25 protein-coding genes, 1 tRNA gene and 2 pseudogenes are annotated in these 25,340 nt (G+C 38.3%); 10 read left to right on the forward strand and 18 right to left on the reverse strand.

Annotated elements, in window-relative coordinates:
• Positions 1–28 precede the first annotated feature (28 nt).
• Complete coding sequence (locus AC0VZ4_RS14540) at positions 29–397, forward strand: IS30 family transposase (protein ID WP_475441663.1); 369 nt, start codon at positions 29–31, stop codon at positions 395–397.
• A gap of 177 nt (positions 398–574) precedes the next feature.
• On the opposite strand, the gene AC0VZ4_RS14545 is transcribed toward AC0VZ4_RS14540, so the two are convergent.
• From AC0VZ4_RS14545 to rlmE, 7 genes are all read right to left on the reverse strand, one after another.
• Positions 575–659, reverse strand: a tRNA-Leu gene (locus AC0VZ4_RS14545).
• A gap of 79 nt (positions 660–738) precedes the next feature.
• Complete coding sequence (gene secG / locus AC0VZ4_RS14550; protein ID WP_007377779.1) at positions 739–1,092, reverse strand: preprotein translocase subunit SecG; 354 nt, start codon at positions 1,090–1,092, stop codon at positions 739–741.
• 1 nt (position 1,093) lies between these two features.
• Positions 1,094–1,843, reverse strand: a complete 750-nt coding sequence (gene tpiA / locus AC0VZ4_RS14555) for a triose-phosphate isomerase (protein ID WP_008136765.1) — start codon at positions 1,841–1,843, stop codon at positions 1,094–1,096.
• Positions 1,844–1,924: 81 nt separating this feature from the next.
• Positions 1,925–3,265, reverse strand: coding sequence for a phosphoglucosamine mutase (gene glmM, locus AC0VZ4_RS14560; RefSeq protein WP_475440010.1), 1,341 nt, complete (start codon positions 3,263–3,265; stop codon positions 1,925–1,927).
• Positions 3,265–4,110, reverse strand: a complete 846-nt coding sequence (folP, locus tag AC0VZ4_RS14565) for a dihydropteroate synthase (protein WP_475440011.1) — start codon at positions 4,108–4,110, stop codon at positions 3,265–3,267. The genes glmM and folP overlap by 1 nt, the downstream gene beginning before the upstream one ends.
• Positions 4,111–4,344: 234 nt before the next feature.
• The gene (gene ftsH / locus AC0VZ4_RS14570; RefSeq protein ID WP_033015932.1) at positions 4,345–6,288 is read right to left on the reverse strand and encodes an ATP-dependent zinc metalloprotease FtsH; all 1,944 of its coding nucleotides are present in this window, start codon (positions 6,286–6,288) and stop codon (positions 4,345–4,347) included.
• Positions 6,289–6,354: 66 nt separating this feature from the next.
• The gene (gene rlmE, locus AC0VZ4_RS14575; RefSeq protein WP_007377784.1) at positions 6,355–6,984 is read right to left on the reverse strand and encodes a 23S rRNA (uridine(2552)-2'-O)-methyltransferase RlmE; all 630 of its coding nucleotides are present in this window, start codon (positions 6,982–6,984) and stop codon (positions 6,355–6,357) included.
• 88 nt (positions 6,985–7,072) lie between these two features.
• Here rlmE and yhbY point away from each other — a divergent pair, with 88 nt between their 5' ends.
• Positions 7,073–7,369 carry a ribosome assembly RNA-binding protein YhbY gene (yhbY, locus tag AC0VZ4_RS14580; protein WP_007377785.1) on the forward strand — a complete coding sequence of 99 codons (297 nt, stop codon included), beginning with the start codon at positions 7,073–7,075 and terminating at the stop codon, positions 7,367–7,369.
• A gap of 61 nt (positions 7,370–7,430) precedes the next feature.
• On the opposite strand, the gene AC0VZ4_RS14585 is transcribed toward yhbY, so the two are convergent.
• Positions 7,431–7,595, reverse strand: a complete 165-nt coding sequence (locus tag AC0VZ4_RS14585) for a hypothetical protein (protein ID WP_475440012.1) — start codon at positions 7,593–7,595, stop codon at positions 7,431–7,433.
• Positions 7,596–7,754: 159 nt separating this feature from the next.
• Here AC0VZ4_RS14585 and AC0VZ4_RS14590 point away from each other — a divergent pair, with 159 nt between their 5' ends.
• Positions 7,755–9,374 carry an IS1634 family transposase gene (locus AC0VZ4_RS14590; protein ID WP_475439728.1) on the forward strand — a complete coding sequence of 540 codons (1,620 nt, stop codon included), beginning with the start codon at positions 7,755–7,757 and terminating at the stop codon, positions 9,372–9,374.
• A gap of 24 nt (positions 9,375–9,398) precedes the next feature.
• Here AC0VZ4_RS14590 and AC0VZ4_RS14595 read toward each other — a convergent pair.
• The 7 genes and pseudogenes from AC0VZ4_RS14595 to AC0VZ4_RS14625 form a co-directional block, all read right to left on the reverse strand.
• Positions 9,399–9,992: pseudogene (locus tag AC0VZ4_RS14595) on the reverse strand (IS4 family transposase); the annotation flags it as partial.
• 3 nt (positions 9,993–9,995) lie between these two features.
• The gene (locus AC0VZ4_RS14600; RefSeq protein WP_475441613.1) at positions 9,996–10,880 is read right to left on the reverse strand and encodes an IS982 family transposase; all 885 of its coding nucleotides are present in this window, start codon (positions 10,878–10,880) and stop codon (positions 9,996–9,998) included.
• 75 nt (positions 10,881–10,955) lie between these two features.
• A pseudogene (locus AC0VZ4_RS14605) lies at positions 10,956–11,471 on the reverse strand (transposase domain-containing protein); the annotation flags it as partial.
• Positions 11,472–11,602: 131 nt separating this feature from the next.
• Positions 11,603–11,863, reverse strand: coding sequence for a hypothetical protein (locus AC0VZ4_RS14610; RefSeq protein ID WP_475440013.1), 261 nt, complete (start codon positions 11,861–11,863; stop codon positions 11,603–11,605).
• A 78-nt stretch (positions 11,864–11,941) separates the two neighbouring features.
• Positions 11,942–13,381 (reverse strand): IS66 family transposase, encoded by a 1,440-nt coding sequence (gene tnpC, locus AC0VZ4_RS14615; protein ID WP_475439674.1) that lies wholly within the window; start codon positions 13,379–13,381, stop codon positions 11,942–11,944.
• A 60-nt stretch (positions 13,382–13,441) separates the two neighbouring features.
• A complete protein-coding gene (locus tag AC0VZ4_RS14620) occupies positions 13,442–13,663 on the reverse strand; it encodes a hypothetical protein (RefSeq protein ID WP_475440014.1) in 222 nt (73 codons plus the stop codon).
• The gene (locus tag AC0VZ4_RS14625; RefSeq protein ID WP_475440015.1) at positions 13,660–14,814 is read right to left on the reverse strand and encodes a serine hydrolase domain-containing protein; all 1,155 of its coding nucleotides are present in this window, start codon (positions 14,812–14,814) and stop codon (positions 13,660–13,662) included. The genes AC0VZ4_RS14620 and AC0VZ4_RS14625 overlap by 4 nt, the downstream gene beginning before the upstream one ends.
• A gap of 114 nt (positions 14,815–14,928) precedes the next feature.
• Between AC0VZ4_RS14625 and AC0VZ4_RS14630 the strand changes: the two genes are divergently transcribed.
• The 6 genes from AC0VZ4_RS14630 to AC0VZ4_RS14655 all read left to right on the forward strand — a co-directional run bounded on the left by AC0VZ4_RS14630 (position 14,929) and on the right by AC0VZ4_RS14655 (position 20,648).
• The gene (locus AC0VZ4_RS14630) at positions 14,929–15,732 is read left to right on the forward strand and encodes a hypothetical protein (RefSeq protein ID WP_475440016.1); all 804 of its coding nucleotides are present in this window, start codon (positions 14,929–14,931) and stop codon (positions 15,730–15,732) included.
• Between the two features lie 92 nt (positions 15,733–15,824).
• On the forward strand, positions 15,825–16,682 hold the full coding sequence (locus AC0VZ4_RS14635; RefSeq protein ID WP_475440017.1) for a MipA/OmpV family protein: 858 nt from the start codon (positions 15,825–15,827) through the stop codon (positions 16,680–16,682).
• Entirely contained in the window at positions 16,672–17,055 is a 384-nt protein-coding gene (locus AC0VZ4_RS14640; protein ID WP_475440018.1) for a DUF3019 domain-containing protein, read from the forward strand. The genes AC0VZ4_RS14635 and AC0VZ4_RS14640 overlap by 11 nt, the downstream gene beginning before the upstream one ends.
• Before the next feature lie 21 nt (positions 17,056–17,076).
• The gene (locus AC0VZ4_RS14645) at positions 17,077–17,781 is read left to right on the forward strand and encodes a response regulator (protein WP_007377791.1); all 705 of its coding nucleotides are present in this window, start codon (positions 17,077–17,079) and stop codon (positions 17,779–17,781) included.
• Between the two features lie 14 nt (positions 17,782–17,795).
• On the forward strand, positions 17,796–19,088 hold the full coding sequence (locus AC0VZ4_RS14650) for an ATP-binding protein (RefSeq protein WP_007377792.1): 1,293 nt from the start codon (positions 17,796–17,798) through the stop codon (positions 19,086–19,088).
• A gap of 204 nt (positions 19,089–19,292) precedes the next feature.
• On the forward strand, positions 19,293–20,648 hold the full coding sequence (locus AC0VZ4_RS14655) for a sodium-dependent transporter (RefSeq protein ID WP_475440019.1): 1,356 nt from the start codon (positions 19,293–19,295) through the stop codon (positions 20,646–20,648).
• Between the two features lie 76 nt (positions 20,649–20,724).
• Here AC0VZ4_RS14655 and AC0VZ4_RS14660 read toward each other — a convergent pair whose 3' ends face one another.
• Positions 20,725–21,171, reverse strand: a complete 447-nt coding sequence (locus AC0VZ4_RS14660; RefSeq protein WP_475440020.1) for a GNAT family N-acetyltransferase — start codon at positions 21,169–21,171, stop codon at positions 20,725–20,727.
• Between the two features lie 61 nt (positions 21,172–21,232).
• Positions 21,233–21,976, reverse strand: coding sequence for a sporulation protein (locus tag AC0VZ4_RS14665; protein WP_007377795.1), 744 nt, complete (start codon positions 21,974–21,976; stop codon positions 21,233–21,235).
• Positions 21,977–22,241: 265 nt separating this feature from the next.
• On the opposite strand from AC0VZ4_RS14665, the gene AC0VZ4_RS14670 reads away from it, so the two are divergent.
• Positions 22,242–23,813 (forward strand): cation:proton antiporter domain-containing protein, encoded by a 1,572-nt coding sequence (locus tag AC0VZ4_RS14670; RefSeq protein WP_475440021.1) that lies wholly within the window; start codon positions 22,242–22,244, stop codon positions 23,811–23,813.
• Between the two features lie 324 nt (positions 23,814–24,137).
• Here the strand turns inward: AC0VZ4_RS14670 and AC0VZ4_RS14675 are convergent, their stop codons facing one another.
• The gene (locus AC0VZ4_RS14675; RefSeq protein WP_475441595.1) at positions 24,138–25,022 is read right to left on the reverse strand and encodes an IS982 family transposase; all 885 of its coding nucleotides are present in this window, start codon (positions 25,020–25,022) and stop codon (positions 24,138–24,140) included.
• Positions 25,023–25,340: the final 318 nt, after the last annotated feature.

Genomic DNA, 25,340 nt, shown 5'->3' on the forward strand with positions numbered 1-25,340 from the left:
TAAGCAGATTGGTATTAATCGAGTCAGTATTGATGAACGCCCAAGTATTGTGGATTCAAAGTCTAGGATTGGTGATTTGGAGAGTGACACAGTCATAGGCAAAGGGCGTAAAAATGCCTTTGTCACAATGGTTGAACGTAAAACGTTATATACAGTCGTTCACATAATTGAAAGCAAGCATGCGGAAATAACAGCTGATGCGCTGATAAAGTGTATGACACCATATATAGATAAGGTTATTAACGTGACTTTAGATAATGGAAAAGAGTTTGCTCACCATGAGCATGTTGCACAAAAATTAGAAGCGGATGTGTATTTCGCTCACTCATATTCATCATGGGAGAGGGGTATAAAACGCCTCATGAATTATTTACGGGGCAATCAGAAGTTCTGGTGACTACATAATGATTGCACTTAATACTTGAATTCAAGTTGTAATATTTCTAGTTTTTTGTGATTTTTCGCTAATTTATAAGAAGCAATGTAAAAACAGGCTTGAATAGTTCTAAAAATGAACAGAATTATTTTTATTAAAAAAAAACCAGTAACATTGCTGTTACTGGTTTATTAAATTTGGTGCGGATGGGGGGACTTGAACCCCCACGCCCTAAAGCACCACCCCCTCAAGGTGGCGTGTCTACCAATTCCACCACATCCGCATTTCAAGCTTTCGCTTAAGTGTTAAACTTAATGATTTAAATGAGGAATATAAATCGTCTAACATTTATTTAAGTTAAATTAATTTGGTACGTCAGAGCTTTTCTCTTTCGTAGATGTTACAGGAACATCCTCTTCTACAGGAGACACTGTTTCAACTGCAGGCGCTGCTTCTAGATTTTCCCATTCGTCAGTCTTTTTAATTTGACCCGCAGTAAGGTTACCTAAAACAATGCTTAAAACAAAAAATACAGTTGCCAAACTTGTCGTTGTTTTCGTCATGAAATTACCAGCACCTGACGATCCAAAAACAGTAGCAGACGCACCGGCACCAAATGAAGAGCCCATATCTGCGCCTTTACCTTGTTGGATTAAAACCATACCAACTAATGCCAAGGCAACAACTAAATAAACTACTAATAAAATTTCGTACATCTTATACGGTTCCTTCTGCACTTTTACAAATTGCAATAAATGAATCTGCTTTTAGACTAGCACCACCAATTAGGCCACCGTCTATATCTGTTTGTGCAAATAATAATTCGCTATTTTTTTCATTAACGCTACCACCATATAAGATGGTAAGCCCTTGTGCTAAATTGCCATCTAATGAAGCAATTTTATCACGGATAAATTTGTGAACGTTTTGTGCCTGTTCTGGCGATGCAGTTTTACCTGTGCCGATGGCCCAAACGGGTTCGTATGCTATCACAGAATCTTTTAGTGCCGCTACACCTAATTTATTAATTATTGCATCAATTTGTGTAGAAACGACAAGCTCAGTTTTACCATTTTCTTGCTCTGTTTCACTTTCACCCACACATAAGATTGGAATGAGACCAACATTTTGAGCTCGAGCAAATTTTTCAGCGACCGTAGTATTACTTTCATTATAAATACTACGTCGTTCTGAATGACCTACTAGCACGTACTTCGCGCCTAAATCTTTAATAAGTTTCGCATCAACTTCACCGGTAAAGGCGCCTGGTTCGTTTTCAGAAACAGTTTGCGCTCCTGTACAGACTCCGGTTAAAACCATTGATGATACTAATGGGAACGGGGGAAATAAGACAATGTCTATCTCTTTTGATTTAACATTGTTGATGGCACCAGACATTTCTTTAATTAGCTCTAACGAACCGTTCATTTTCCAGTTGCCTGCGACCATTGGCTTGCGTATTGCCATTTTTCCACTCCACATTAGAAAGCGGGCGAGATATTAACTTTTCTCGCCCAAAGTTACAAGAGGTTATTGTTATCAATCAGTTTATTTGCTCATAGATTCGACAACTATCGCAATTTTTTGCGCACTATCGAGCACTATTTTTTCTTGTTCTGCTTCAACCATAACACGCACAACAGGCTCAGTACCTGATTTACGAAGTAAAACGCGCCCTTTATCACCTAAGCTTTTCTCTACTTCGGCAACAGCTGCAAGGACCTCTGTTGTACTCGTTGGATCAGTTCCCGGTGTATAACGTACGTTAATCATTTTCATTGGGTATTTAGTAAAGCCTGCACCTAAGTCTTGTAGAGTGCGGTTTTGTGCAACCATTGCAGCCAATACTTGTAGGCTTGAAATAATACCATCCCCGGTACTGATCAAATCTAGATTTAGAACATGGCCCGAGCTTTCCCCACCAATTTTCCAACCCTTCTGCTGCAGTAATTCCATAACGTAGCGATCGCCTACTTTACTACGTGCGAACTCAATTCCTTTGGCTTTTAAAGCATTTTCAAGCCCCATGTTAGACATAACAGTCCCAACTACGCCACCACCTAAGTTATCTTCTTGGGCTGCTTGACACGCAATTATATAAACTAGATCATCACCATCAAATACACGGCCATTATGATCAACCATCATAACGCGATCACCATCACCATCATAAGCAATACCTACGTCTGCTTTAAATTCAAGTACTTTACGTTTAAGTGTATCTACGTGTGTAGCACCACATTCATGATTTATGTTTACGCCATTTGGCTCACACGCATGGGTAATTACTTCAGCACCAAGTTCGCGCATAACAGAAGGAGCAATATGATATGTAGCACCATTAGCACAATCAACGACGACTTTGAGACCCTCTAATGACAAACCTTGTGGAAACTGACTTTTACAAAATTCTATGTAACGACCATCTGCACTGACTAAACGAGATGCTTTACCTAATTTATCAGATGCAACGCAAGTCATTGGCTCATCAAGCATCGCTTCTATTTGAAGCTCTACGGAATCAGCTAGCTTTAGGCCTTGTCCGTTAAAAAACTTAATACCATTATCGTAATAAGGGTTGTGTGATGCACTAATTACAATTCCCGCTTCCGCACGAAACGTTTGCGCTAAATAGGCAACAGCAGGCGTTGGCATAGGGCCAAGTAACACGACGTCAATACCTGCGGCAATTAACCCAGCTTCAAGTGCTGTTTCAAGCATATAACCTGAGATACGTGTATCTTTACCAATAATTACTTTTTTAGTGCCACCCAGAGATAAAACACGCCCTGCTGCCCAACCTAATTTCATAGCAAACTCTGGGTTAATAGGTGCTGTACCAACTAATCCACGCACTCCATCAGTGCCAAAATATTTTCTTTCTTTCATTATTGTATTCCTTGTTCGCAGGCTCGTAATACACTAAGCACGTCTGCGGTTTCTTTTACGTCATGTACGCGAATAATTTTTGCGCCATTTTGCGCCGCGATTAGCGCACCTGCTAAGCTACCTGCCAATCGCTCACTTGTTTCTCTATTTAATAAATTACCTATCATCGATTTACGAGATAAACCAGCCAATAATGGCAAACCCAATTTATTAAAATCATTAAACTTAGCCAATATTTGATAGTTATGGTTAAGCGTTTTTCCAAATCCAAAACCGGGATCTAGGATAAGTCGTTCAAACTTAATCCCGGCTGTTTCACAGGCTTTAATACGTTGACTAAAAAACATATTTATATCTGCAAACAAATCATCATAATGAGGTGCACATTGCATACTGCGAGGTTGCCCTTGCATATGCATTAAACAAATTGCTACATCTTTATAGTGCGCAACCGTTTCTAACGCATCTAATTCTTGCAAAGCTCTTACATCGTTGACTATATCAGCCCCTGCGAGTATTGCTTGTTCCATTACTTGCGCTTTACTGGTATCAATTGAAATAACGCAATCACTGTGCTCACGTATTGCTTTAATAGCGGGAATTACGCGGGCAAGTTCATCTTTCAAACTCACATTTGGTGCGCCGGGGCGGGTAGATTCTCCGCCTATGTCTACAATTTTCGCACCATCATCCAATAACTGCATTGCACGTTTCAGTGCTATTGTTGGGTCTAAAAACTGCCCACCATCAGAAAATGAATCCGGCGTTACATTTAATATTCCCATAATAACGGGCTTTTCAATATTAAGCGTACGTCCTCTGGGAAGCTTTAATATGTTAGTCATTGCCAACCTTTATTCTTTTTCCAATAAAATTAAATTAATATCTATTATAGCGATAAGTAAATAGCTTAATTACAAGGCGGAATTATGACATATAGTTATTCTATATAAATAATTTCTCAGCGAAGTTAGTGAGTTATTTAATTCGCTAGAATGAACATCCATCAATAAAATTGGTATAAATAACTGATACAAAAAAGCCCCGAAGTACGGGGCTTTCATTCGCTATTTTAACGATTATTCAGCTTTATCATCAAGGTTTGTTTCATCTTTTTTCGATGAATCATCCGATTTTTGACTTTCATCGCTAACTGGCTCTTGAGATTCTTCAGCTTTTACCGGTTTTGCTTCATGGCGGTCATGTGCATCACGCGGTTCACGCACTGGTTGGCGTGCCATTAAATCATCAATTTGCTTAGCGTCGATTGTTTCGTATTTCATTAAAGCGTCTTTCATTGAGTGAAGAATATCAATATTTTCTTTTAATATTTCTTCTGCTCGTTGATAGTTACGATCTGAAAGTAATCGAACCTCTGCATCAATTATCTTTGCTGTGTCGTCTGACATGCTAGATGCACGACTGCCGCCGCCACCCATATACATTTCATTTTGATCTTCAGCGTAAAGTAACGGACCTAGCTTTTCACTTAAACCCCAGTGTGTAACCATTTTACGAGCAATATCTGTAGCTCGTTCAATATCATTACTCGCACCTGTTGTTACTTTATCAGCACCATAAATAAGCGCTTCAGCAATTCGACCACCGTAAAGGCTAGAAATCATTGATTCTAAAAGCTCTTTTGAATGACTAACACGGTCTTGTTCAGGCAAGTACATTGTTACACCTAGCGCACGGCCACGTGGAATAATAGATACTTTGTAAACTGGATCATGTTCAGGAACCATACGGCCCACAATTGCGTGACCTGCTTCATGATACGCAGTCATTGCTTTTTCTTGCTCGCTCATCACCATGGTTTTGCGTTCTGCACCCATCATGATTTTATCTTTAGCAGCGTCAAATTCAGCCATACTTACAACACGCTTATTGCCACGTGCGGCATAAAGTGCAGCTTCGTTTACTAAGTTTGCTAAATCAGCACCAGAGAAACCTGGGGTACCTCTTGCAATAAGTGCCGCTTCAACGTTATCGCCTAATGGCACCTTACGCATGTGTACTTTAAGTATTTGCTCACGGCCACGAATATCAGGTAAACCTACTTCTACTTGACGGTCAAAACGACCTGGACGAAGTAATGCTGGGTCTAATACATCTGGTCGGTTAGTTGCTGCAATAACGATAATACCTTCGTTACCACCAAAGCCATCCATTTCTACTAGCATTTGGTTAAGTGTTTGCTCACGTTCGTCGTTACCGCCGCCCATACCAGCACCACGTTTACGACCAACAGCATCAATCTCATCTATAAAGATAATACAAGGCGCTGCTTTTTTAGCTTGCTCAAACATGTCACGTACACGTGATGCGCCAACACCTACAAACATTTCAACAAAATCTGAACCAGAAATTGTAAAAAACGGTACTTTCGCTTCACCCGCAACAGCCTTTGCAAGTAACGTTTTACCAGTACCAGGAGGACCAACCATTAGTACGCCTTTAGGAATACTACCGCCAAGTTTTTGAAACTTAGAAGGGTCACGTAAAAAGTCTACCAATTCGGTAACATCTTCTTTCGCTTCATCACAACCAGCAACATCTGCAAACGTTGTTTTAATTTGATCTTCGCTCATTAAACGCGCTTTACTCTTACCAAATGACATAGCGCCTTTACCGCCGCCGCCTTGCATCTGACGCATGAAGAATATCCATACACCAATCAGCAGTATCATTGGGAACCAAGAAATAAATATACTTGCTAAAAATGACTGTTCTTCAGGTTTTACACCCTTCACATTCACATTACTTTTTAATAAGTCATTTAAAATATCTTTGTCGTAAATAGGCATAATCGTTTGAAAACGTTCGCCACTGGTTTTAGTACCTGTAATTGTCCCACTGGTACTTTCAATTGCCACTTCTTGTATAGAGCCATTTCGGGCGTCTTTAACAAATTGACTATAGCTTGTCTGACGATCAACTTGATCGCCACCATTAAAGCTCTGGAAGACTGACATCAGCACAACTGCAATGACCAGCCATAGTATTAAGTTTTTTGCCATATCGCTCAAGGGGTTAACCTCTTGTATCCAATTAATTTAAATTCAACTAAACGCCAAGCAACTGTACTACAGTTTGTATCCAGTCGCTACTATATATACTTCCCGAGAACGGGCACGCGAGGCATCAGGTTTACGTATCTTCACTACTTTAAAACTATTACGTACGTCTTGTAAGTATTGATCAAAGCCTTCACCTTGAAACACTTTAACAATAAATGCACCATTTTTCTTTAGTACTTGGCTACACATATCTAATGCAAGCTCTACCAAATACATACTACCAGCTTGATCAACTGAATTATTACCACTCATATTTGGTGCCATGTCAGAGAATACCACATCAACATTTTTCCCATCAATGCGTTTTAATAATGCATTTAATACAGCCTCCTCACGAAAGTCACCTTGTAAGAAGTCTACACCTGCAAGGGAATCCATCGGTAAAATATCACATGCTATTACTTGACCTTTATCACCCACTTTTTCGGCTAAATACTGTGACCAACTACCCGGCGCGGCCCCTAAATCTACCACTGTCATACCCGGACGCAGTATTTTATCTCTGTTCTGAACTTCATCTAATTTAAAAACCGCTCTAGAACGCCAGCCTTTTTTTTGCGCTTCTTGAACATATTTATCATCAAAATGTTCTTTCAGCCATCGCTGTGAACTGGCTGACTGTTTTTTATTTGTCATAAATTAACACGCAACTAATTAGTAATATTCTTTAGATGGCGGTAGAATACCCTTAATTCAAGCCATATTCAGCAAAATTTGTATAAACATGACATTATCAAATAAACAAAAGCAGTTTTTAAAAGGTCAGGCACATAGCCTCAAGCCAGTAGTTTTACTAGGTTCTAACGGTTTAACCGAAGGCGTAGTAATGGAAATTAAAAGTGCGTTAGAAATTCACGAATTGATTAAAGTGAAAGCGCCGACTGACGATCGTGAAACTAAAGCTCTTATTTTTGAAGCTATCGTACGTGAAACTGGTGCGACTAAGTTACAAACAATTGGTCACACTATTGTACTTTATCTTCAAAGTGCTGAGAGAAAAATACATTTACCACGTAACTAAATTACTATTTTAAGTAACCTAGTGTGTTTAATGAAAAAACCAGCTTAATGCTTAATGCCAGTCAGTTAACAGCGGACTGGCATTTTTTATTGGGGTATTTACTGGGTTTTGGTTTCACACACCTCGGATACGCCCGCTCCCGTTTTATCGGCAATATGTGATGTTCAACTTGAGCTTGTAATTGCTCTATTGATTTAGGTATCCGTCCTGCATTTTCTATAAACATTGTATGAATAAGGTTAATAATACTAATAGCACACGTCGTAAAACTCAGGTGTTTTGCATATATCAGACATTGATCAGACCAATTTCAAAAATTTCGATTTAATTTAAACGCTTAATTCTCTTTAATTTGATAAAATAACATCTCAACTTTGAGGTGTATATGAATCTAAAAATCAAACGGTTAGACCATCACGGTATTGTTTCAGGTGTTATAGAAGACTTAAAAATTGTCAGCCTTTTAGATCAATACTTACCTCAAGACGATAAACAAGAAATCACCCCCGGTGAAGCTGTAAAAGGCATGATCATGAATGGACTCGGTTTTGCCAATCGACCTTTATCACTCAGCCCTCAATTTTTTACTAACTTGCCTCTTGAACATTTATTTCGTGAAGGGGTTCAAGCATCACATTTTAATCGTCACAAACTTGGTAGAACTCTCGATCAATGCTTCGAGTTTGGCTGTGAAAGCTTATTTTCATTAGTCTCCGGACAAGCATGTGAAATAGAACAAGTTGATAAAACCTTTGAATCACTTGATACAACGAGTCACTCACTGACAGGTGAATATGCTTTTGATGATGGAGATAGTGATGAAAACGTCATTAAAATTACTCATGGCTATAGCAAGGCTCACCGTCCTGATTTAAAACAAGTCGTACAAGAAATCATTGTTAGCCAAGATGGTGGGATCCCGCTTGCATGTAAAAACTGGGATGGTAACAGCGCAGACACCGCTATTTTTAAAGCGCGAAGTAAGGCGCTTGTTGACGAGTTCAAAAAAAGCCAAGCTCCTAAATACCTTGTGGCAGACTGTAAACTTTATCATAAAAGTAATGCTGAGTTTTTAACCAAAATTCAATTTCTCACGCTAGTACCTTCAACAATTTCTCTTGAAAAATCCTCTATAAGTACAGCCATAGCAGCCAACCAATGGGTTAATATTGATGATAACTATCAATATGTTGTTGAAGAGATTGAGCATATGGGGATAAAGCAAAGATGGATGATTATTTATTCAAAAGCAGCTAATAGCCGAGCACAAAAAAGCATTGTTCGACAAGTTGAGCGAGCACACACAGGCATCAAAAAAGACCTCTTCCATTTACAAGCTCAACGTTTCGCTTGTCAAACTGACGCACAACGCGCATTAGATAAATTAGCGAAAAAGATGAAGCATCATCAAATAGCGACTCAGCAATTTATTAAGCATAAAGTCTATGAAGGTAAAGGGCGACCTAAAAAAGATGCGCCAGTAAAAAATATTGAATGGCAAATCACGGCAGAAATTGAAGAAAACGAAAGCGCAATAAAACAGATTGTAGAACAAAAGTCATGCTTCGTATTAGCAACGAATATTGATAAAGAAGCCCTTTCACCAGTAGGTTTACTTAAGCATTACAAAGCACAATCTGAAGTAGAAAAAGGGTTTAGGTTTTTAAAAGACCCCTTGTTTTTTGTTTCATCATTATTTATCAAAAAGCCAAGTAGAATAGATGCTCTGTTGATGGTGATGACACTTTCATTGTTAGTTTATTCAATCGCGCAAAGACGAATGAGAGCGAATATGAAAAAAGAAAAAGCCACGATAGCGAATCAAATCAATAAAGAAATATCTAACCCAACATTACGTTGGGTCTTTCAGTGTTTTGAGGGAATTAATCTACTCCAGCAAGGCGACAAAATCAGCTTGGATGGTTTTGATGAGTTCAGGGAAAAGATAATAAGGCTCATTGGTGGACATGCGTTGCATTTATATAAAATCCAAAAAGTTGCCTAGGGGTCTGATCAATGCCTGATATATTCCAGACTTTTTCTGCGCCATTTTCACCATCTGGTATCGGAGCAAGTTATAGCTCAACATTACGCCCCATAATTCTTGCGCTATCATCTCAGGTTTCTTGCTGCGTAGCGTGAAGTGACTATTCAGTAACGTTTGTTTCATTTCTCGATAACCAAGTTCAATTTCCCATCGTTCACTATAGAGGTCAACAATGTCAGCCTTAGGGAAACGCATTGGATCAGTCAGTGAAGTGAGTATATTCACTTCTTTCCCCTTAACCGTTTTTGTGACTAGCCTGACTTCAATACTCTGTGGTAAATCGTCGAACTTTTTTCTCGCTTGTGCTGTTGCTTTTAGCTTGATAAGTTTGTCTTGACGACCTAAAGAGCGAACAATTTCATATTGCGTGCCTTTTCTCATCGGTTGAAGCCAATGCCTATTTCCCCCAGCATGATGCCAACGATTGAGTAAGCCTAGAGAATAGAAGCCTCTATCAAATAACGTCAGTGAGTTATCGGGTGTTGCCTCGATTAAGTCTTCAGCCAACACCATTTCACTAGTACGACAACTATCAAAGGCGCTCCCCATTAATAAATGGCTAGTTAACCTGAGTTCTGCTTAAGCGATAACTAATGCGTTAAGCTCTACGTCAGTTAAATTAAGGTGTGGCTTCTTTTCTTTCAAGCAATAAGCCACCAATCCAGCGACTAAATTCAACATAAAGCCGTTCATACTCCGATGTCTTGAATGTTCAATGAAGGATATGTTCTTGAGCTGGTCATTAATTGTTTCGATTATAAAGCGTTTTGAAAGCATTGCTCTATCCCATAATGACATCGCTTTTGCCTTCATATTTTTGCGAACCGTCGTAATGAGCTTTACCCCTTTATCGAGTAAATCGGCTTCTAAAGCTTTACTTAAATACCCTTTGTCACCATATAATTTATCCGTCAGGCAGCTCGCTAACTCACGCACTGGTTGAGTATCATGTACATTTCCTGTTGTCACTTTCGCAGCAACAATTTCACCATGGTGATTAACGATTAAATGTAGCTTGAAGCCATAAAACCATCCCATTGTTCCTTTGCCACGCTGGGCTATTCCATCAAAGGTTTTGTGTCTTGGAATACGAATATTATGGCACACTTTAATACATGTGGAGTCAATGAATTCAACGCCTGTGGGTTTACCTTTAAGTGAAGTAAAATAGGCACACATCGGCACAATTACCCTTGGCATAACGGCTAAAAATAGTGTGTAACTGAGCAAGTTGGGAAATTCACTTTTGTACATAAGTGATACATAGCCAAGGTAGTAATTTTTGAAATCTCGGTGATGTGACATATGAAAACTAATAACAATAGTCATAATTTCACTGGTCGTCATACGTCCTGAACGCTGACGTTTTTGGGTGCCATCTTCGAGTAATTGTTTTTCCCATTGGGGTATAAATACTTTGCAAAAATCATCGACATCGCAAAATAATTCAACTAATTTAATCATGCCTGTTCCTTGCTTATCCAATCGTTTTTGGTCGAAAGATCGGATCTCGGAACAGGCATTTAGTTCAATTTCTTAAACGAGATTCAGGTTAGTTAACTCCATCAAACACACCATGCGAACCTGAGGGAAAGCCGTGTCACCATGCTGATTTTTCCACACGGAGAATGCATGTTGATTTTCAGCAGTATCCGGTTCAACACCCAGTAGTGATAGCCCGCACCATGTGGGATGGTTCGCATCAGCATTCCACATTTGCTGACTTTTCTCAGAAACCTGTTTAACGGCATCAGCCCCAAGCCGCTGCCTAGCCTGTACAACCGCACTGGGTGCAACGAGTTCTTTTTTACCTGGTAAAGCGAGCCCTAATTTACTGACAATACTCCACAGTGGGTCTTCACGATAAAACGACATACAAATGACTGTCCAAACGGCCATCTCAACAGGAAGCCTTCTTTTCCTTATCGTCGCGACACCAGCGGTTTCAGCGCATTGTTTGATAAACTCAGGACATAAAAAATCACTCAGTTGACCTAAGCCTTCTGAATTGGGTGCGTAGCTATTGGCAAGAGAAAGTGCGGTAGTGAGTTGCAAAATAAAAGGCTCCTGAATAAATTCAGAAGCCTTTATAAACTAACCAGAAGATCGGTCAATGGATCGTCAAATATTTCTTAACTGATCGGCATTAAGCTTAATGCTGGTTTTTTGTTATTTTACGTTTTAAATTAAAAACTCATTTTATGATGGGTTACATCATATTCACTGCCAGTACTACTGGGCTTCTTATTTAATATAAAGTACTGAGTAAATTGTGTTTCACTCATTGCTGGCACTTTTTCATTCGAAAGTAGCTCGGCTAGTTGCGGTGTTGTATTACTGTGCCCAATAACAACAGCTACACCTTTTAGTTTTAGTAACTCATTTTTTAAATCACTTAGCTCACCTGCGTTATACAAATTTACGTCGATATTAAAATATGCCTGCAAAGGAGCTGCTGTTTGTAACGTACGTTTATAGTTGCTGCTGAAAATATGTATCTTTTGATATTCTTTAAAAAAAGGTAACTATTCAGCCACATTTTCAATAAATATATCAGGTAACTGATTTTTGAAGAGTAATTCAAGGGCTAGGCTTGCTGATACATGCTGTTTTCTGCAAGTCGAGAGGTAGCTTCTGATTAAACAAAACATCTCTGCACCTTGCATGCTTCTGAAGCACCCAGATATCTTTTGATGAACCTTGGTCATCCTAATATCATTCTCACCTTGGTTGTTGCTAAAAGGCACCGCTGTTTCCGTCATGAATCGTAAGACATCATCTTGATAATCTCTTAACCGCTCTAACAACGCTCTAGACTTTGTTCGTTTCAATCTGCCTCGCTGGCCTTTTACTCGGCTGTTTCTATCCGGTGGAGGGCATTTAATGTCACCTTGAGCCAATATTTGTTGATATTTCTCTATATAGTGAGCTTTTGTGTCTGCATCTAGCTCGGGGTTATCTATTTGATGTTTATTGATTTCAGTCAGTAGGGTTTGCAAATCCTTTGCCCATTGCATACCGTCTTGCTCCCATGCCCTTTCTAACTCTCGGATATGATGTGCATTACACAAGGCATGTTGGCACTGTGTATATTGATAATACGGTTTCCAGTGGTCGTGGCATAGTACCCCAGTAAAGTGAGGTAAAATATCGGCGTCATCCATCGCTATTTTCCCTCTTTTCTCATGCGGGTAAAAATACGTCCACCACGTCGTTGATGCACCATGAAGCCATCGTCGTTTACCACCTATATTAATCCCCGTTTCATCAACGTGTAAGGCTTGATAAGTCGTTTTCAGGGCTTTCTTGAGCGCGGCTTCTGCGCCGGAGGACTTTACCAAGGCCGCTGCTTGTTCATTAAAGTTAAATAAACTACCCGCACTGATTGGAATACCGAGTTGATCACAAAAATATTCTTCAATGCGGTTGTAAGGGAGTAATTGATATTGGGATAGGTAAACTGCATGGGCTTTTACACCAACCCCATATTGAATAGGACTGTTAACGTCTTCTGGAAATTCACCAATAAAACGCTTACCTTGCTCATTTTCCAGAATTTGTGCTTGGTATTCAGTGACCACTTTCCTGATATCTATATCGACAACCTGTCGTTTTTGAAAGCCAATTTCACGGTAGTGACCTTTCGGTAAAAAATCACGTTCAACTAGGATGATTTTGATCTCATCAGGCGTCTGTGTTTGGGTTAGTGTTTTACCTGCACGGCCTTTTTGACCACCCGCTGACTTGGCTGATTTCTCTTTGTTTTGTTTTTTTCGGTTGATGTCTTTTGATGGCGGGATACTGCTATTGTTACTGTTAAGTCCTAATTTACTTGCTAACATAACAACGACAACCAGAATGAGTTCAATAGACATCTTCAGCGCAGGCGTGAGAGTTTTACCTTCTTGTAATTGAGCTTTGGTTTTCTCAACGATTTCGTCGATGTTGATGCTGTTTAAATTCATTGAAGCTAGGGCTATTAGGTCATAGCCCTAGCTTGGCATACTGGCGGGATCGGTCAATAGTTAAAAAAGATCCTTTGAAAATAATTTACCATGGTGAATAGTTACAAAAAAAGTAACTAAATTATTTGCACGTGCCTTTCCCGCCTCTGAGAGCGCTGGATTTTTACCCGCTAATTTTTCGCTATGACGAAACAAATATATTTCATCCGGTGTTGCAAATGCCAAACTACAATTAAATAACATAACTAAAAAAATGATTGCTAATATTATTTTATTATTCATATTTTTTTACCTCGTTTGTATTCTAATAGTCTGTCGATGAATTCAGTCGTTAGTTCATTGATTACGCCAGTTTCAGCATTAACTATTAAGCTAAAACCAATATTTAAGTGAGGAAATACAACCACATCACTTCTATAGCCTTGAACCCACCCGCTATGATAATAAAGCGTTTCTTCCGCGTAGTTATAAACACGCCAGCCTAAGCCGTAGTATGCTTCATTAAGGTGCTTTTTCCATACCCTGCGATACAGTTCTTTTTTTGTATGTGTATAAGGACGTGTTTGTTTTGCTAACGCATCTAGCGATAGAACATCAGGGTATTGTCCTAGTTGCGCCTTTAACCAAATAGCCATGTCACTAGCACTGGCATTAACACCTGCTGCGGGACCTACTTTATAGTAATTTTTTTTAAGTTTAGCAGTATACCAACGCTTTTTACCACGCACGTGAGGGAGTGCAAAATTTTTATCTTTTACCATACCGTCATAACCTAAACTGGCATCTGCCATTTTCAGAGGTAAAAAAACAGCTTTACTTAACCATTGGGAATAATTTTTATTTGTAGCGTGAAAAATCACATCGTCAATTAAGCTAAACATTACATTTTGATAACCGTAGCATTGTCCAGGTTCACAAATTGGCTTAACGCTAAGTAGCTTTTCAACAATATCAGGGTAGCGCATACGCGACTCAATTAAGTTATCGTATGCATTTGGTACTAAACCACTTGAGTGACTTAAAAGGTGAAATACTTTTAAATCATCTTCATACACTGTGTTTTTGAACTCTGGAATATAATTACTTATTGGTTCATCTAACCTTAATATCCCGTCAGAGGCTAGCTTTGCAGCTAACGAACCTGCAAAGGTTTTAGACACAGATGCCAATCTAAAACGAGTATGAGCATCAACACTTTGCCCATTACGTGCTTTGGTAGCTCCTATCGGATGAATGTAGTCACTATTTTGAATATTAACTATCGATAATGCCGCACCGGGAATACCTTTACTCTTTAGTTTCTTTTCGGCATAGCGACCGTACTTTTTTACAAATGAATCCCAACCGGGATCCGCTTTTGCTACTACATCTATTGAGCTAAGCAATAAACACAGCGCTAGAAGGCCATACAATACAGGGGGGAGGTACTTCATTTTTTATAATTTTTATCTTTTTAAACTACATCTAGGTACATAATATCATGAAGTTTTGTTTGGACTAACGTACAATACGACGATTATTGTATTTTTAGTGGGTGTGAAGTACTTATGCGTTTTTTAGTTGTGTCACTTTTTATTTTATTTTTAAGCGGGTGTGTTATCACAAAACAACCAGCGGAGCCTTTAGCTATGCCGTTGAAGCCTAACTTAAAAAGCCAAACATACCAGCTTGAATATGAAACGACTCATTCGTCACCAAAAGTTAAATCTGTTCAATTACCTGCACATAAAGTTATAAAAAATCAAACTGTTAAGATAATTTCAGACAAAGCAAGCCTAACAGACACACTATTATCGCAAATAAGCCAAGCATTAAACGACAAAGCATTAAAAGTAACGACAAAAAATAATAGTGACTATGTTCTTACTATACAGCAGCTTGATTTGTCATTTACAGACGATACAAAATATTTAATTAAACAGCCAAAAAAGCCCTTTTCGTTTTATACAGAGGTTGCCCAACAGTACCCAATTCAACAATGTGCCACTATTTTTGCTCAAGTCAGCATGCGTCTAACTCATAAAAAGTCTGGCGACATTGTCTGGTTTGCTAAGTCTTCAATCGACAGTGCAAGCTTTCATCGTGAGCCGCTAGTGTATAGTTTTAATGAAGAACAAAAAATTACGAATGAATTAGAAGTTGTTGCCTTTATCCACCAGCAAAATACAGAAGAGGCACGTTTAGCAAGGTTAGGTAAAGAAGTACAAATTCCTAGCTACAAAACACTATCTAAGTTATCAAGCTTAACAAAGCTTAGCGGTCCATGTAATCGTACAGAAATAAGTGCATTAACCCCAATGATGCAATTTTATTTAAGCAGTATATTAATCGATAAAATTAAAGTTCAGTAATTTCTAATGTTTGCTACATTTTTTTACAGATTTAAGGAACGTATTAACAATATACTACGCTTTATAACATATAATAATTAGGCTCTTTTGAGATGAAAAACGCTTTACTTAATTATACTTTTTTTATCATTACACTCTTATGTATGAGTATTTTTAGTACTTCAAGTATGGCAAGTAATCGTTATTATGCTGATAACACCTTAGAGCCAACTCAAGGTTTTGCATGGGATTGGAGCGCTGGTGTTGGTTATCATATCGGTGACTCTTACCTAATAGGTGTCAACTCTTATGACCATGGAATGCTGGTTGACTTAACACTTGAGCTATCTTATGAAAATTTTTATCTCGACTTTGATCATAATCAACTAAGTGGCGGCCTTGTTGTAGGTTACAGCCTGATAGACAAGTTTGATTGGGGTCTCGATATTTTAGGTACAAATGTTCAAAGTGGCTTTAACGATAAAGGACTTGGTCTATACAATGATGGCATTATCGATGAGTTAAGGGGTATAAAAACACGTAACTACGATTTTGATACCGGACTCAGATTAACTCGTCGATTTGAAAACTCACAAATTTCTTTTGAATACCTTCATGACATTTCTGGTACACATAATGGCTGGATCGTAAATACCTTTTTTAGCCATATTTTACCCTGGCGTAACTGGGAGTTTAGAACTGGAGTTGGGTTGAGTGCTTACTCTAGTGACTTCACCAATTATTATTTTGGTATAGACAGTAGTGAAGCGACGAGTGATCGTCCAATTTATAGAACAAATGCAAGTAGCAGTATGATGTTTGAATTCCATGCTGAGTACCCAATTAACCAAGATTGGGTCTTTTTAGCAGGATGGCTGACGACTTGGTTTTCAAATGAGATTGATGAAAGCCCTATTATTACTCGAAGATATCAACACCAAGCCAAGGTAGGCCTTCGTTATGTATTTTAGATGGGTCTGTGCTTTTCTGCTTTTCCCTACGGCATTTTTATCAAAAGCAGATGAAATGTCCAATGCTCTTATTGCGCTTCCAGATACTTGTGTCGCACTTAGGGAAGGAAGAAACTGTTATGCTGATATCACTCTAACATGGCATCAGCCAACGTTTGGCAATTACTGCTTACGCGATGCGACCTCAAAGTACATTATGCAATGCTGGCTTAAACAAAAGGAAGGAACTTTTAATTATGCTTTTGATTCACAGCAGAGTATCTCATTTGAGCTCTTTGATAGTAATACATCTAAAGTTATTAGCCTTACAGAAGTAAAACTACAGTGGGTATATCAAAACAGACAAAAAAAACGCCGTTGGCGATTATTTTAATAAACACATTAAGGATAATTTATGAATAACTACGGCACTATTTTACTCGTTGAAGATGATGTATCGCTCGCTCAGTGGGTTGCAGAATACTTAACGGAGCAAGGTTATACGACCCATGTATGCCATCGAGGCGACGAGGTTATTGGCCAAGTAAAAACCTTAAATCCTAGCATTGTCCTACTTGATATTATGCTTCCTGGACAAGACGGAATTAGCGTATGCAGAGAACTGCGTAGCTTTTATAATTCCCCTATTATAATGCTCACCGCACGCGATGAAGAAATGGATGAAGTAATAGGGTTAGAAGTTGGCGCAAGTGACTATGTCATGAAACCCGTTCGCCCTCGTGCACTTTTAGCTAGAATTAAAGCTGCACTTCGCCAAAATAATGAACCAAACAAATCACTGGCAAACGAAAAATTAATAACGGTTGGCGCGCTGAGTATTAACACAGAATCTAGAAGCGTAAAATTAAACGATCTTGATATAAATATATCCAGCGCAGAGTATTTACTTCTTCACTATTTAACGAGTAATGCGGGTCAAGTCGTATCACGTGATGCTGTTTTTAAAGCAACAAAAGGCCGTGAGTATGACGGCTTGGATAGAAGTGTTGACGTACTTATTTCAGCACTGCGCAAAAAATTTAATGATGATCCACAAAATCCGACTAAAATTAAAACTATATGGGGACGAGGTTACTTACTCGTATCTACCGCATGGTAAAAAGTGATACATAAGTGAAGAAGTTTTATATTTCACTACTTAGCAGTGCACTTTTATCTATCGTTGTACTTGGCTGGTTAATTGATGCATTTAGCCAACAAACACAAACCTCAGAAGATGAATTTAGTGTGCAAAGTAAGATGATAATGGGCTTTAGCAAACAATTAGCTAATATCCCAACTTCTGAACGTGGTCGTTATGTAAAGCAACTAGCGAATGAGTTTAATTTATTAATTGATTACAAGCACAATGAATCTCTCGCACTACCTCCTTCATTATTATTACAGATGCACACTGCCGGTGGGTTGATTTTAGAAGATCAACAAGGCTTCTATATGCTTTATAGTAGTCAAATATTAAGCCCCTTTCATATATCAATGCGGTTAGACAAACGCGTAGATACTGAGCAGCGCAATGATATATTTTTAACACTACTATTTTATGCTGGTTTGTGCGTATTTATGGGGTTTATTATTACCCCTCTTGCAAAGCGCTTAACAGTCTTAAACGAAGCAGCTAAAAAGTTTGCCTCAGGTAATGTACAAGCAAGAATTAAAGTATCGCACTTCACCTACATAAAAGATGTAGAGCTCACATTTAACAGAATGGCCAGTCAGATAGAAAAACTAGTCGCCGAAAACAAACTAATGGCGTCAAGCTTATCTCACGATATTCGTACACCCATTGCGTGCCTGCGCTTTGGATTAGATGCGGCTATTGATAGCTATGATGAGCAACAAATAAAAAAATATTTATCCCGTATGGAAAGCGATTTAGACCATATGGAGTCTATGTTAAAAAGCTATTTAGCCTTTGCAACGCTTGAGCAAAATGCCAATAAATTGACCTACTCTTCAACTAATATTAAGCACTATCTCAGTGATATATTAATACAACTTGCACCTAAATTTGAATCGCAAATGCTCAACGTACAACTTAATAGCTCAAGTGACATTATCAATGCCGACTTACATTGGCTTGCTCGTGCAATAACTAACTTATTAAATAATGCTTGTGACTTCGCAGAGCTACATATTTATCTAAGTGCTAAAGTGTACGAACACCAGCTTGTAATCACTGTTGAAGACGATGGCCCTGGTATAGCAAAAGAAAATTTTAACAACGTATTTAGCCCATTTTTCAAAGAAGAAGAACATCGTAACCGCGCAGATAAAAGCTATGGGCTAGGCCTTGCGATTGTTGAAAAAGTAGCTGATTGGCATCATGGCAGCGTAAAAGTAAGTAAAAGTAACCAATTAGGTGGAGCCTGTTTTACACTCATTATCGATCAACATCACAAAGCGTAAAGCATTAATTACACCCTGTAATTAACATTTTAAAAACAAAAACAACCTGTTAACTTTAACTATACAGTAACATTTATTAAAAACATCGCGTATACCATACTACTGGCATACTAAATTGTGTGAGATCAGCAAATAAGCACTTTTTATTTTTTTACATTTCCAGTAGATTGTCTGCGCCGTCAAAAAATAGAGAAGTACAATAATATGAGCGCAGTTAGAGGCGAGTTTAGTTCTCGTTTTGGTTTTATTATGGCCGCCGCAGGTTCTGCTGTTGGCTTGGGTAATATTTGGGGATTCCCTACACAAACAGCCAGCAATGGTGGTGCTGCTTTTTTAGTTGCATATTTAGTACTCGCGTTCTTTTTGGCTTACCCAGCTTTAATGGCCGAACTTATGATTGGTCGCCATGGTCAAGCAAATGCAGTTTCATCGCTTAAAAAAATATCTAATAGACCTTGGCAAAAACACTTCGCGTTTATTGTTGGTTTTGGCGGTATTTTATGTGCTGGATTTATATTAAGTTTTTACGCGATTGTTGCCGGTTGGATGCTCAGCGCAACAGCAGAGCCAATAGCGACGCTTGTTGGTGCAAACTCTACATCCACATGGCTAAGCGAGCAATCACTTACGCGAAATATTATATTTACTATGATCTTTATCTTATTAACCGTCGCTATTATTAGTCGAGGTGTTGAAAATGGTATAGAAAAATGGTCAAAGCGTTTAATGCCTGCATTACTGGGAATTTTATTTTCATTAATTGCTTATGTAATGACGCAAAATGGCGCAATGGAAGGCTTAAAGGCGTACTTAGTTCCTGATTTTTCTTCTATTTTTGATCCTCAGTTATTAGTCAGTGCGTTAGGCCAAGCTTTTTTCTCATTATCATTGGGTACCAGTGTAATGATTATTTATGGCTCATACATTAGTAAAAAAGAGAACCTCGTTTCATTAGGTGCTTATGTAACCCTTATTGACGTCTTCATTGCCTTTGTAGCAGGTTTACTTATTATTCCTGCAATGTATGTCGCTCAAGCACAAGGCGTAGAAATATTTTCACCGGTAACAGGGAAGCTGTTATCAGAAGATACATTAGTATTCCAAGTACTACCTGCATTATTTGATGGTATGGGTAGCGTAGGCTTATTTGTTGGCTTTGCATTTTTTGCGTTGATGAGCATAGCAGCGCTAACATCATCAATCTCAATGCTTGAAGCACCGGTATCATACACAGTAGAACGCTTTGCAATGAAACGTGTGCAAGCTACTTGGTTCATTGGCGCTTTAATTACTGTCGTTAGTATTACAATTGTATGCAATCTCAGCTCTTTATTTGGTCTGGTTATAACACTTACAACGAAAGTTGCCCAACCACTATTAGGGTTAATGTGTTGTATATTTGTTGGTTGGATTTGGTACAGGGGTTCACTACTCAAAGCTATTCAGCAGGGAAACCCTGAAGTCCATAATACATTTTTTTGGAAAATATGGCCTTGGTATACTAAGTTTGTATGCCCACTAGCAATAGGTACAGTTTTTTTACATTCGTTATTAGGTTAAGCACTATAAAAATAGCCCACATTTGTGGGCTATTTTGTTAGCTATTAAATTAAGTCACTTAGTGTAGTAAAAATCACTAAACCACTTTTAAAATCATGTCTTGATGAGGAATGCCATCTTCAAGGTACTCTTCCCCCACACTTTCGAAACCAAATGAGCGATAAAAGTCGAGTAAATATGTTTGCGCGCCAATGTAAATATCACACTCAGGCCACTGGTCTTTACAACAATTTATAGCTGTAGCTACAAGCTCACTTGCATAACCTTTGCCTCGTACCTTTTCATTCACTAAAACACGCCCTATTGAGCTGTACTGCGCGTTTCTATCATAACAACGAGCGTAGCTAAGCAACTTATTATTATCAATGCTATGTATGTGCCGAGTAGTCACAGCAACATCATTATCATCAAACTCTGGGTAAGGACAAGCCTGCTCAACTACAAACACATCCACCCGACCGCGTACAATAGTAAAAAGTGTATGTGTATCAAAAGCCTCAAATGACTCACATTTAAACTGCATATTAAATCCTATAGACAAAAAAACCAGCCTAAGCTGGGTTTGTTTAAATCACTGGCGAGTATTAAGCAAATAAACGCTCTAACTGATCACAAAGCTGTGAAAGATTAACATGATCATGCTCTATTGTTACGTCAATATAACCATCACCTTTAAAAGCACGATCGAGCTCAATTAAAACATGTGTTTTATGCGCTTCCGGCACAAACGACAATTCAATTTCCTGAATGCCAAATAAGCTTCTGCTATTAGGTTTATATTCAAGCTCTTGATAACAGCCAGATACAGACTGAAATGTAGATGCGCGTAAATGCCCCTTCTCCACATCAGCTTTAGCTAAGCTAAAACCTAATTTTTCCATTGCCTGCATACAGGTTTTAACTGCTTCATTAGGGTAAATATGCAAATGGTCTTTATCAGTAGGGTCAAGTGCTAAATCAATATCCAAACCAGTTTCTAGCCAAACGTGAGATTGATTGTAACCTGCATTAATTTCTGTAATTGGTGTTTCAGAGTGAAGACGCGCCTCAAAAGGAATACTTTTAACTTCGCCAGGCTCAATTGTACCAATTTCAGTGATGCGCCACTGATCAATTACATGATTAGTAAAATAATCCCCATCATCTCCTGCTACTTTAACACGAGTCATTAGTAGCAAATCTAAGCCTGATATTTCTTGGCTTACATCACCTGCAGTAATTACAATTTGTGCATTGAAAAGCTGACCTGGTTGCAAGTGCTCTGTCTCTAAAATAGTGTCTACTTTAGCGGCACCAATACCTACCGATGCTAAAATCTTTTTAAACATATATTTCTCCTTAAGCTGAGCGGCTCTGTTATATGCTCTAACTTAAACCTCTTCGTTATCGCATCTTAACCATATTTAAAAGCGGTTGTCAGTGAAAAAGTGTTATTTACATGCTATTTACGATTAAATACGTGTTATATGAGCATTTTTCATACGCAGTAAAGTATCAACTTCATTAAATGAGCATGTCTTTACACTATATTTATTTTCATTGATATGAGTTTTTCGCTACACTGCAATACCAAATGAAGTGATATTAAGAATTATGGAACTAATCTATTTTGCTACCGCGTTTGTTTGTGGTTTTGCTGTTTACCAATTAAAACTACCTCCTCTTATTGGCTTTTTATTAGCAGGCTTTGCTTTAAATTTATCGGGTTATAAAAGTACAGAACTGCTTGATACAATTGCAGCCCTTGGTGTTACCCTTTTATTATTCAGCATTGGCTTAAAACTCAAAGTTAATAGCTTAATAAAACCGCAAGTCTGGGCACCAGCCACGCTTCACATTATTTTTAGTAGTGCTTTATTCAGTGGCTTTATGTTATTGCTTGGGGTCTTCGCCCTCCCTCTTTTTGTCGACTTGAGTTGGCAAAGCGCCTTATTAGTTGGGTTTGCCCTAAGTTTTTCTAGTACTGTATTTGCGGTGAAAGTACTCGAAGAACGCGGAGAAATGGCAAGCTTACACGGCAAAATTGCCATTGGTATATTGGTAATGCAAGATATATTCGCCGTAATATTTTTAGCAATTAGTACAGGCAAAGTCCCTAATGTTTGGGCGTTAGCGCTTATTGTTGCTCTACCTTTATTGCGCCCTCTTATGTACTGGGTGCTTAATCGCTCTAAACATGGTGAGCTACTCCCATTATTTGGCTTTTTCTTTGCGCTTATTGCAGGTTATAACGCATTTGAATATGCAGGCCTTAAAGGTGATTTAGGAGCACTTATAATAGGAATGATGTTTGCACCGCATAAAAAAGCTGGCGAATTATCAAAATCGTTACTTAATTTAAAAGATATATTACTGGTTGGTTTTTTCTTAAGCATTGGCTTAAATGCCGAGCTAACGATTAATTCTTTAATTATTGCCATCATACTTATTTTTGTATTACCGATTAAAATAGCCCTTTATTATTTATTTACAAATGCATTTAAACTACGTGCTCGTACGTCGCTACTTACAGCCTTTAGTTTATCCAATTACAGTGAGTTTGGCCTTATTGTATGTGCGGTAGCGGCTACAACGGGGATGATTACCTCTGAATGGTTAGCGGTAATGGCTATCGCTGTCTCTATCACCTTTGTGATTGCATCTCCTCTAAACAAGCGTTCCAACGAGTTATATGTAAAAGTAGAACATTGGCTATTAAAGTTCGAAAGTAAAACACGCTTAGCAGAAGAACTACCTGTAAATCTGAACGATACTAAAATAGTTATTTTTGGAATGGGTCGAATTGGTACTGGTGCATACGAAACAATTAACGCTACGCACCCAAATTTAGTTGCTGGTATTGACATAAAACCTGAGGTGGTTGATAAACATATTAATAGAGGCAGAAAAGTGCTGATTGCAGATGCAACCGATCCCGACTTTTGGCAACGCGTAAACCACTCTCATGTAGAAATGGTTATGCTTACTATGCCAAAGCATATGCAGAATATTTTTGCTTTAGAGCAGCTCCAAGCCTCAGGTTATAAAGGTCAGGTAACTGCCATTGCAAACTACCCAGATCAACAAAAAGAGCTTGAAGATATGGGCGTACACTCGACCTATAACTTTTACCTAGAGGCTGGTAGTGGTTTTGCTGAACATGTAAAACAAAAATTGTTTACGTAAAGTGAGATATAGTCCTTAATAATTACTAAAGATAATTTGGCCTTTTTTCCTACACGGATGTAGGTAATGGGCGTTATCAGAACGTAGAAACGTGTTAATAATTTTTATTTAGAACAACTAGGTAAAAAAATTTGCCTAGTTCAGCGCAATTTTCTTACCGTTAAATAGACTCCATATAGAAGCAGATTGGTATAAATCCCCCCAAGTTAGAACAAATTTTAATCCGGAAAGATCAACAAGCACTAGCTAAAAAATAATGAACTATACATTTATTTTAATACTTTTTAATGACTGAAAATCAATTCTATTTAACCTGAGTTCTGCTTAAGCGATAACTAATGCGTTAAGCTCTACGTCAGTTAAATTAAGGTGTGGCTTCTTTTCTTTCAAGCAATAAGCCACCAATCCAGCGACTAAATTCAACATAAAGCCGTTCATACTCCGATGTCTTGAATGTTCAATGAAGGATATGTTCTTGAGCTGGTCATTAATTGTTTCGATTATAAAGCGTTTTGAAAGCATTGCTCTATCCCATAATGACATCGCTTTTGCCTTCATATTTTTGCGAACCGTCGTAATGAGCTTTACCCCTTTATCGAGTAAATCGGCTTCTAAAGCTTTACTTAAATACCCTTTGTCACCATATAATTTATCCGTCAGGCAGCTCGCTAACTCACGCACTGGTTGAGTATCATGTACATTTCCTGTTGTCACTTTCGCAGCAACAATTTCACCATGGTGATTAACGATTAAATGTAGCTTGAAGCCATAAAACCATCCCATTGTTCCTTTGCCACGCTGGGCTATTCCATCAAAGGTTTTGTGTCTTGGAATACGAATATTATGGCACACTTTAATACATGTGGAGTCAATGAATTCAACGCCTGTGGGTTTACCTTTAAGTGAAGTAAAATAGGCACACATCGGCACAATTACCCTTGGCATAACGGCTAAAAATCGTGTGTAACTGAGCAAGTTGGGAAATTCACTTTTGTACATAAGTGATACATAGCCAAGGTAGTAATTTTTGAAATCTCGGTGATGTGACATATGAAAACTAATAACAATAGTCATAATTTCACTGGTCGTCATACGTCCTGAACGCTGACGTTTTTGGGTGCCATCTTCGAGTAATTGTTTTTCCCATTGGGGTATAAATACTTTGCAAAAATCATCGACATCGCAAAATAATTCAACTAATTTAATCATGCCTGTTCCTTGCTTATCCAATCGTTTTTGGTCGAAAGATCGGATCTCGGAACAGGCATTTAGTTCAATTTCTTAAACGAGATTCAGGTTATTTACATTCCTTTACAAGCGGGCCAACTAACATGTAAAAAAACAGGTAAACTGTTCGTGTTGGTTAAATAAGCTTCATGTTCTAAGACTTAATTAATTAGACTCCAGCTAATTAAAGTTCAACTAAGTTTAATTTTCTAACATAAATTCTTAATTAAGAGGGCCTACTCCCTCACTCAATAGGCTGTTTCTTGCCCGTCACAGCCTATTTTATTTCCTTAAAACACC

Source organism: Pseudoalteromonas sp. QJM3NY_22, from assembly GCF_056173065.1.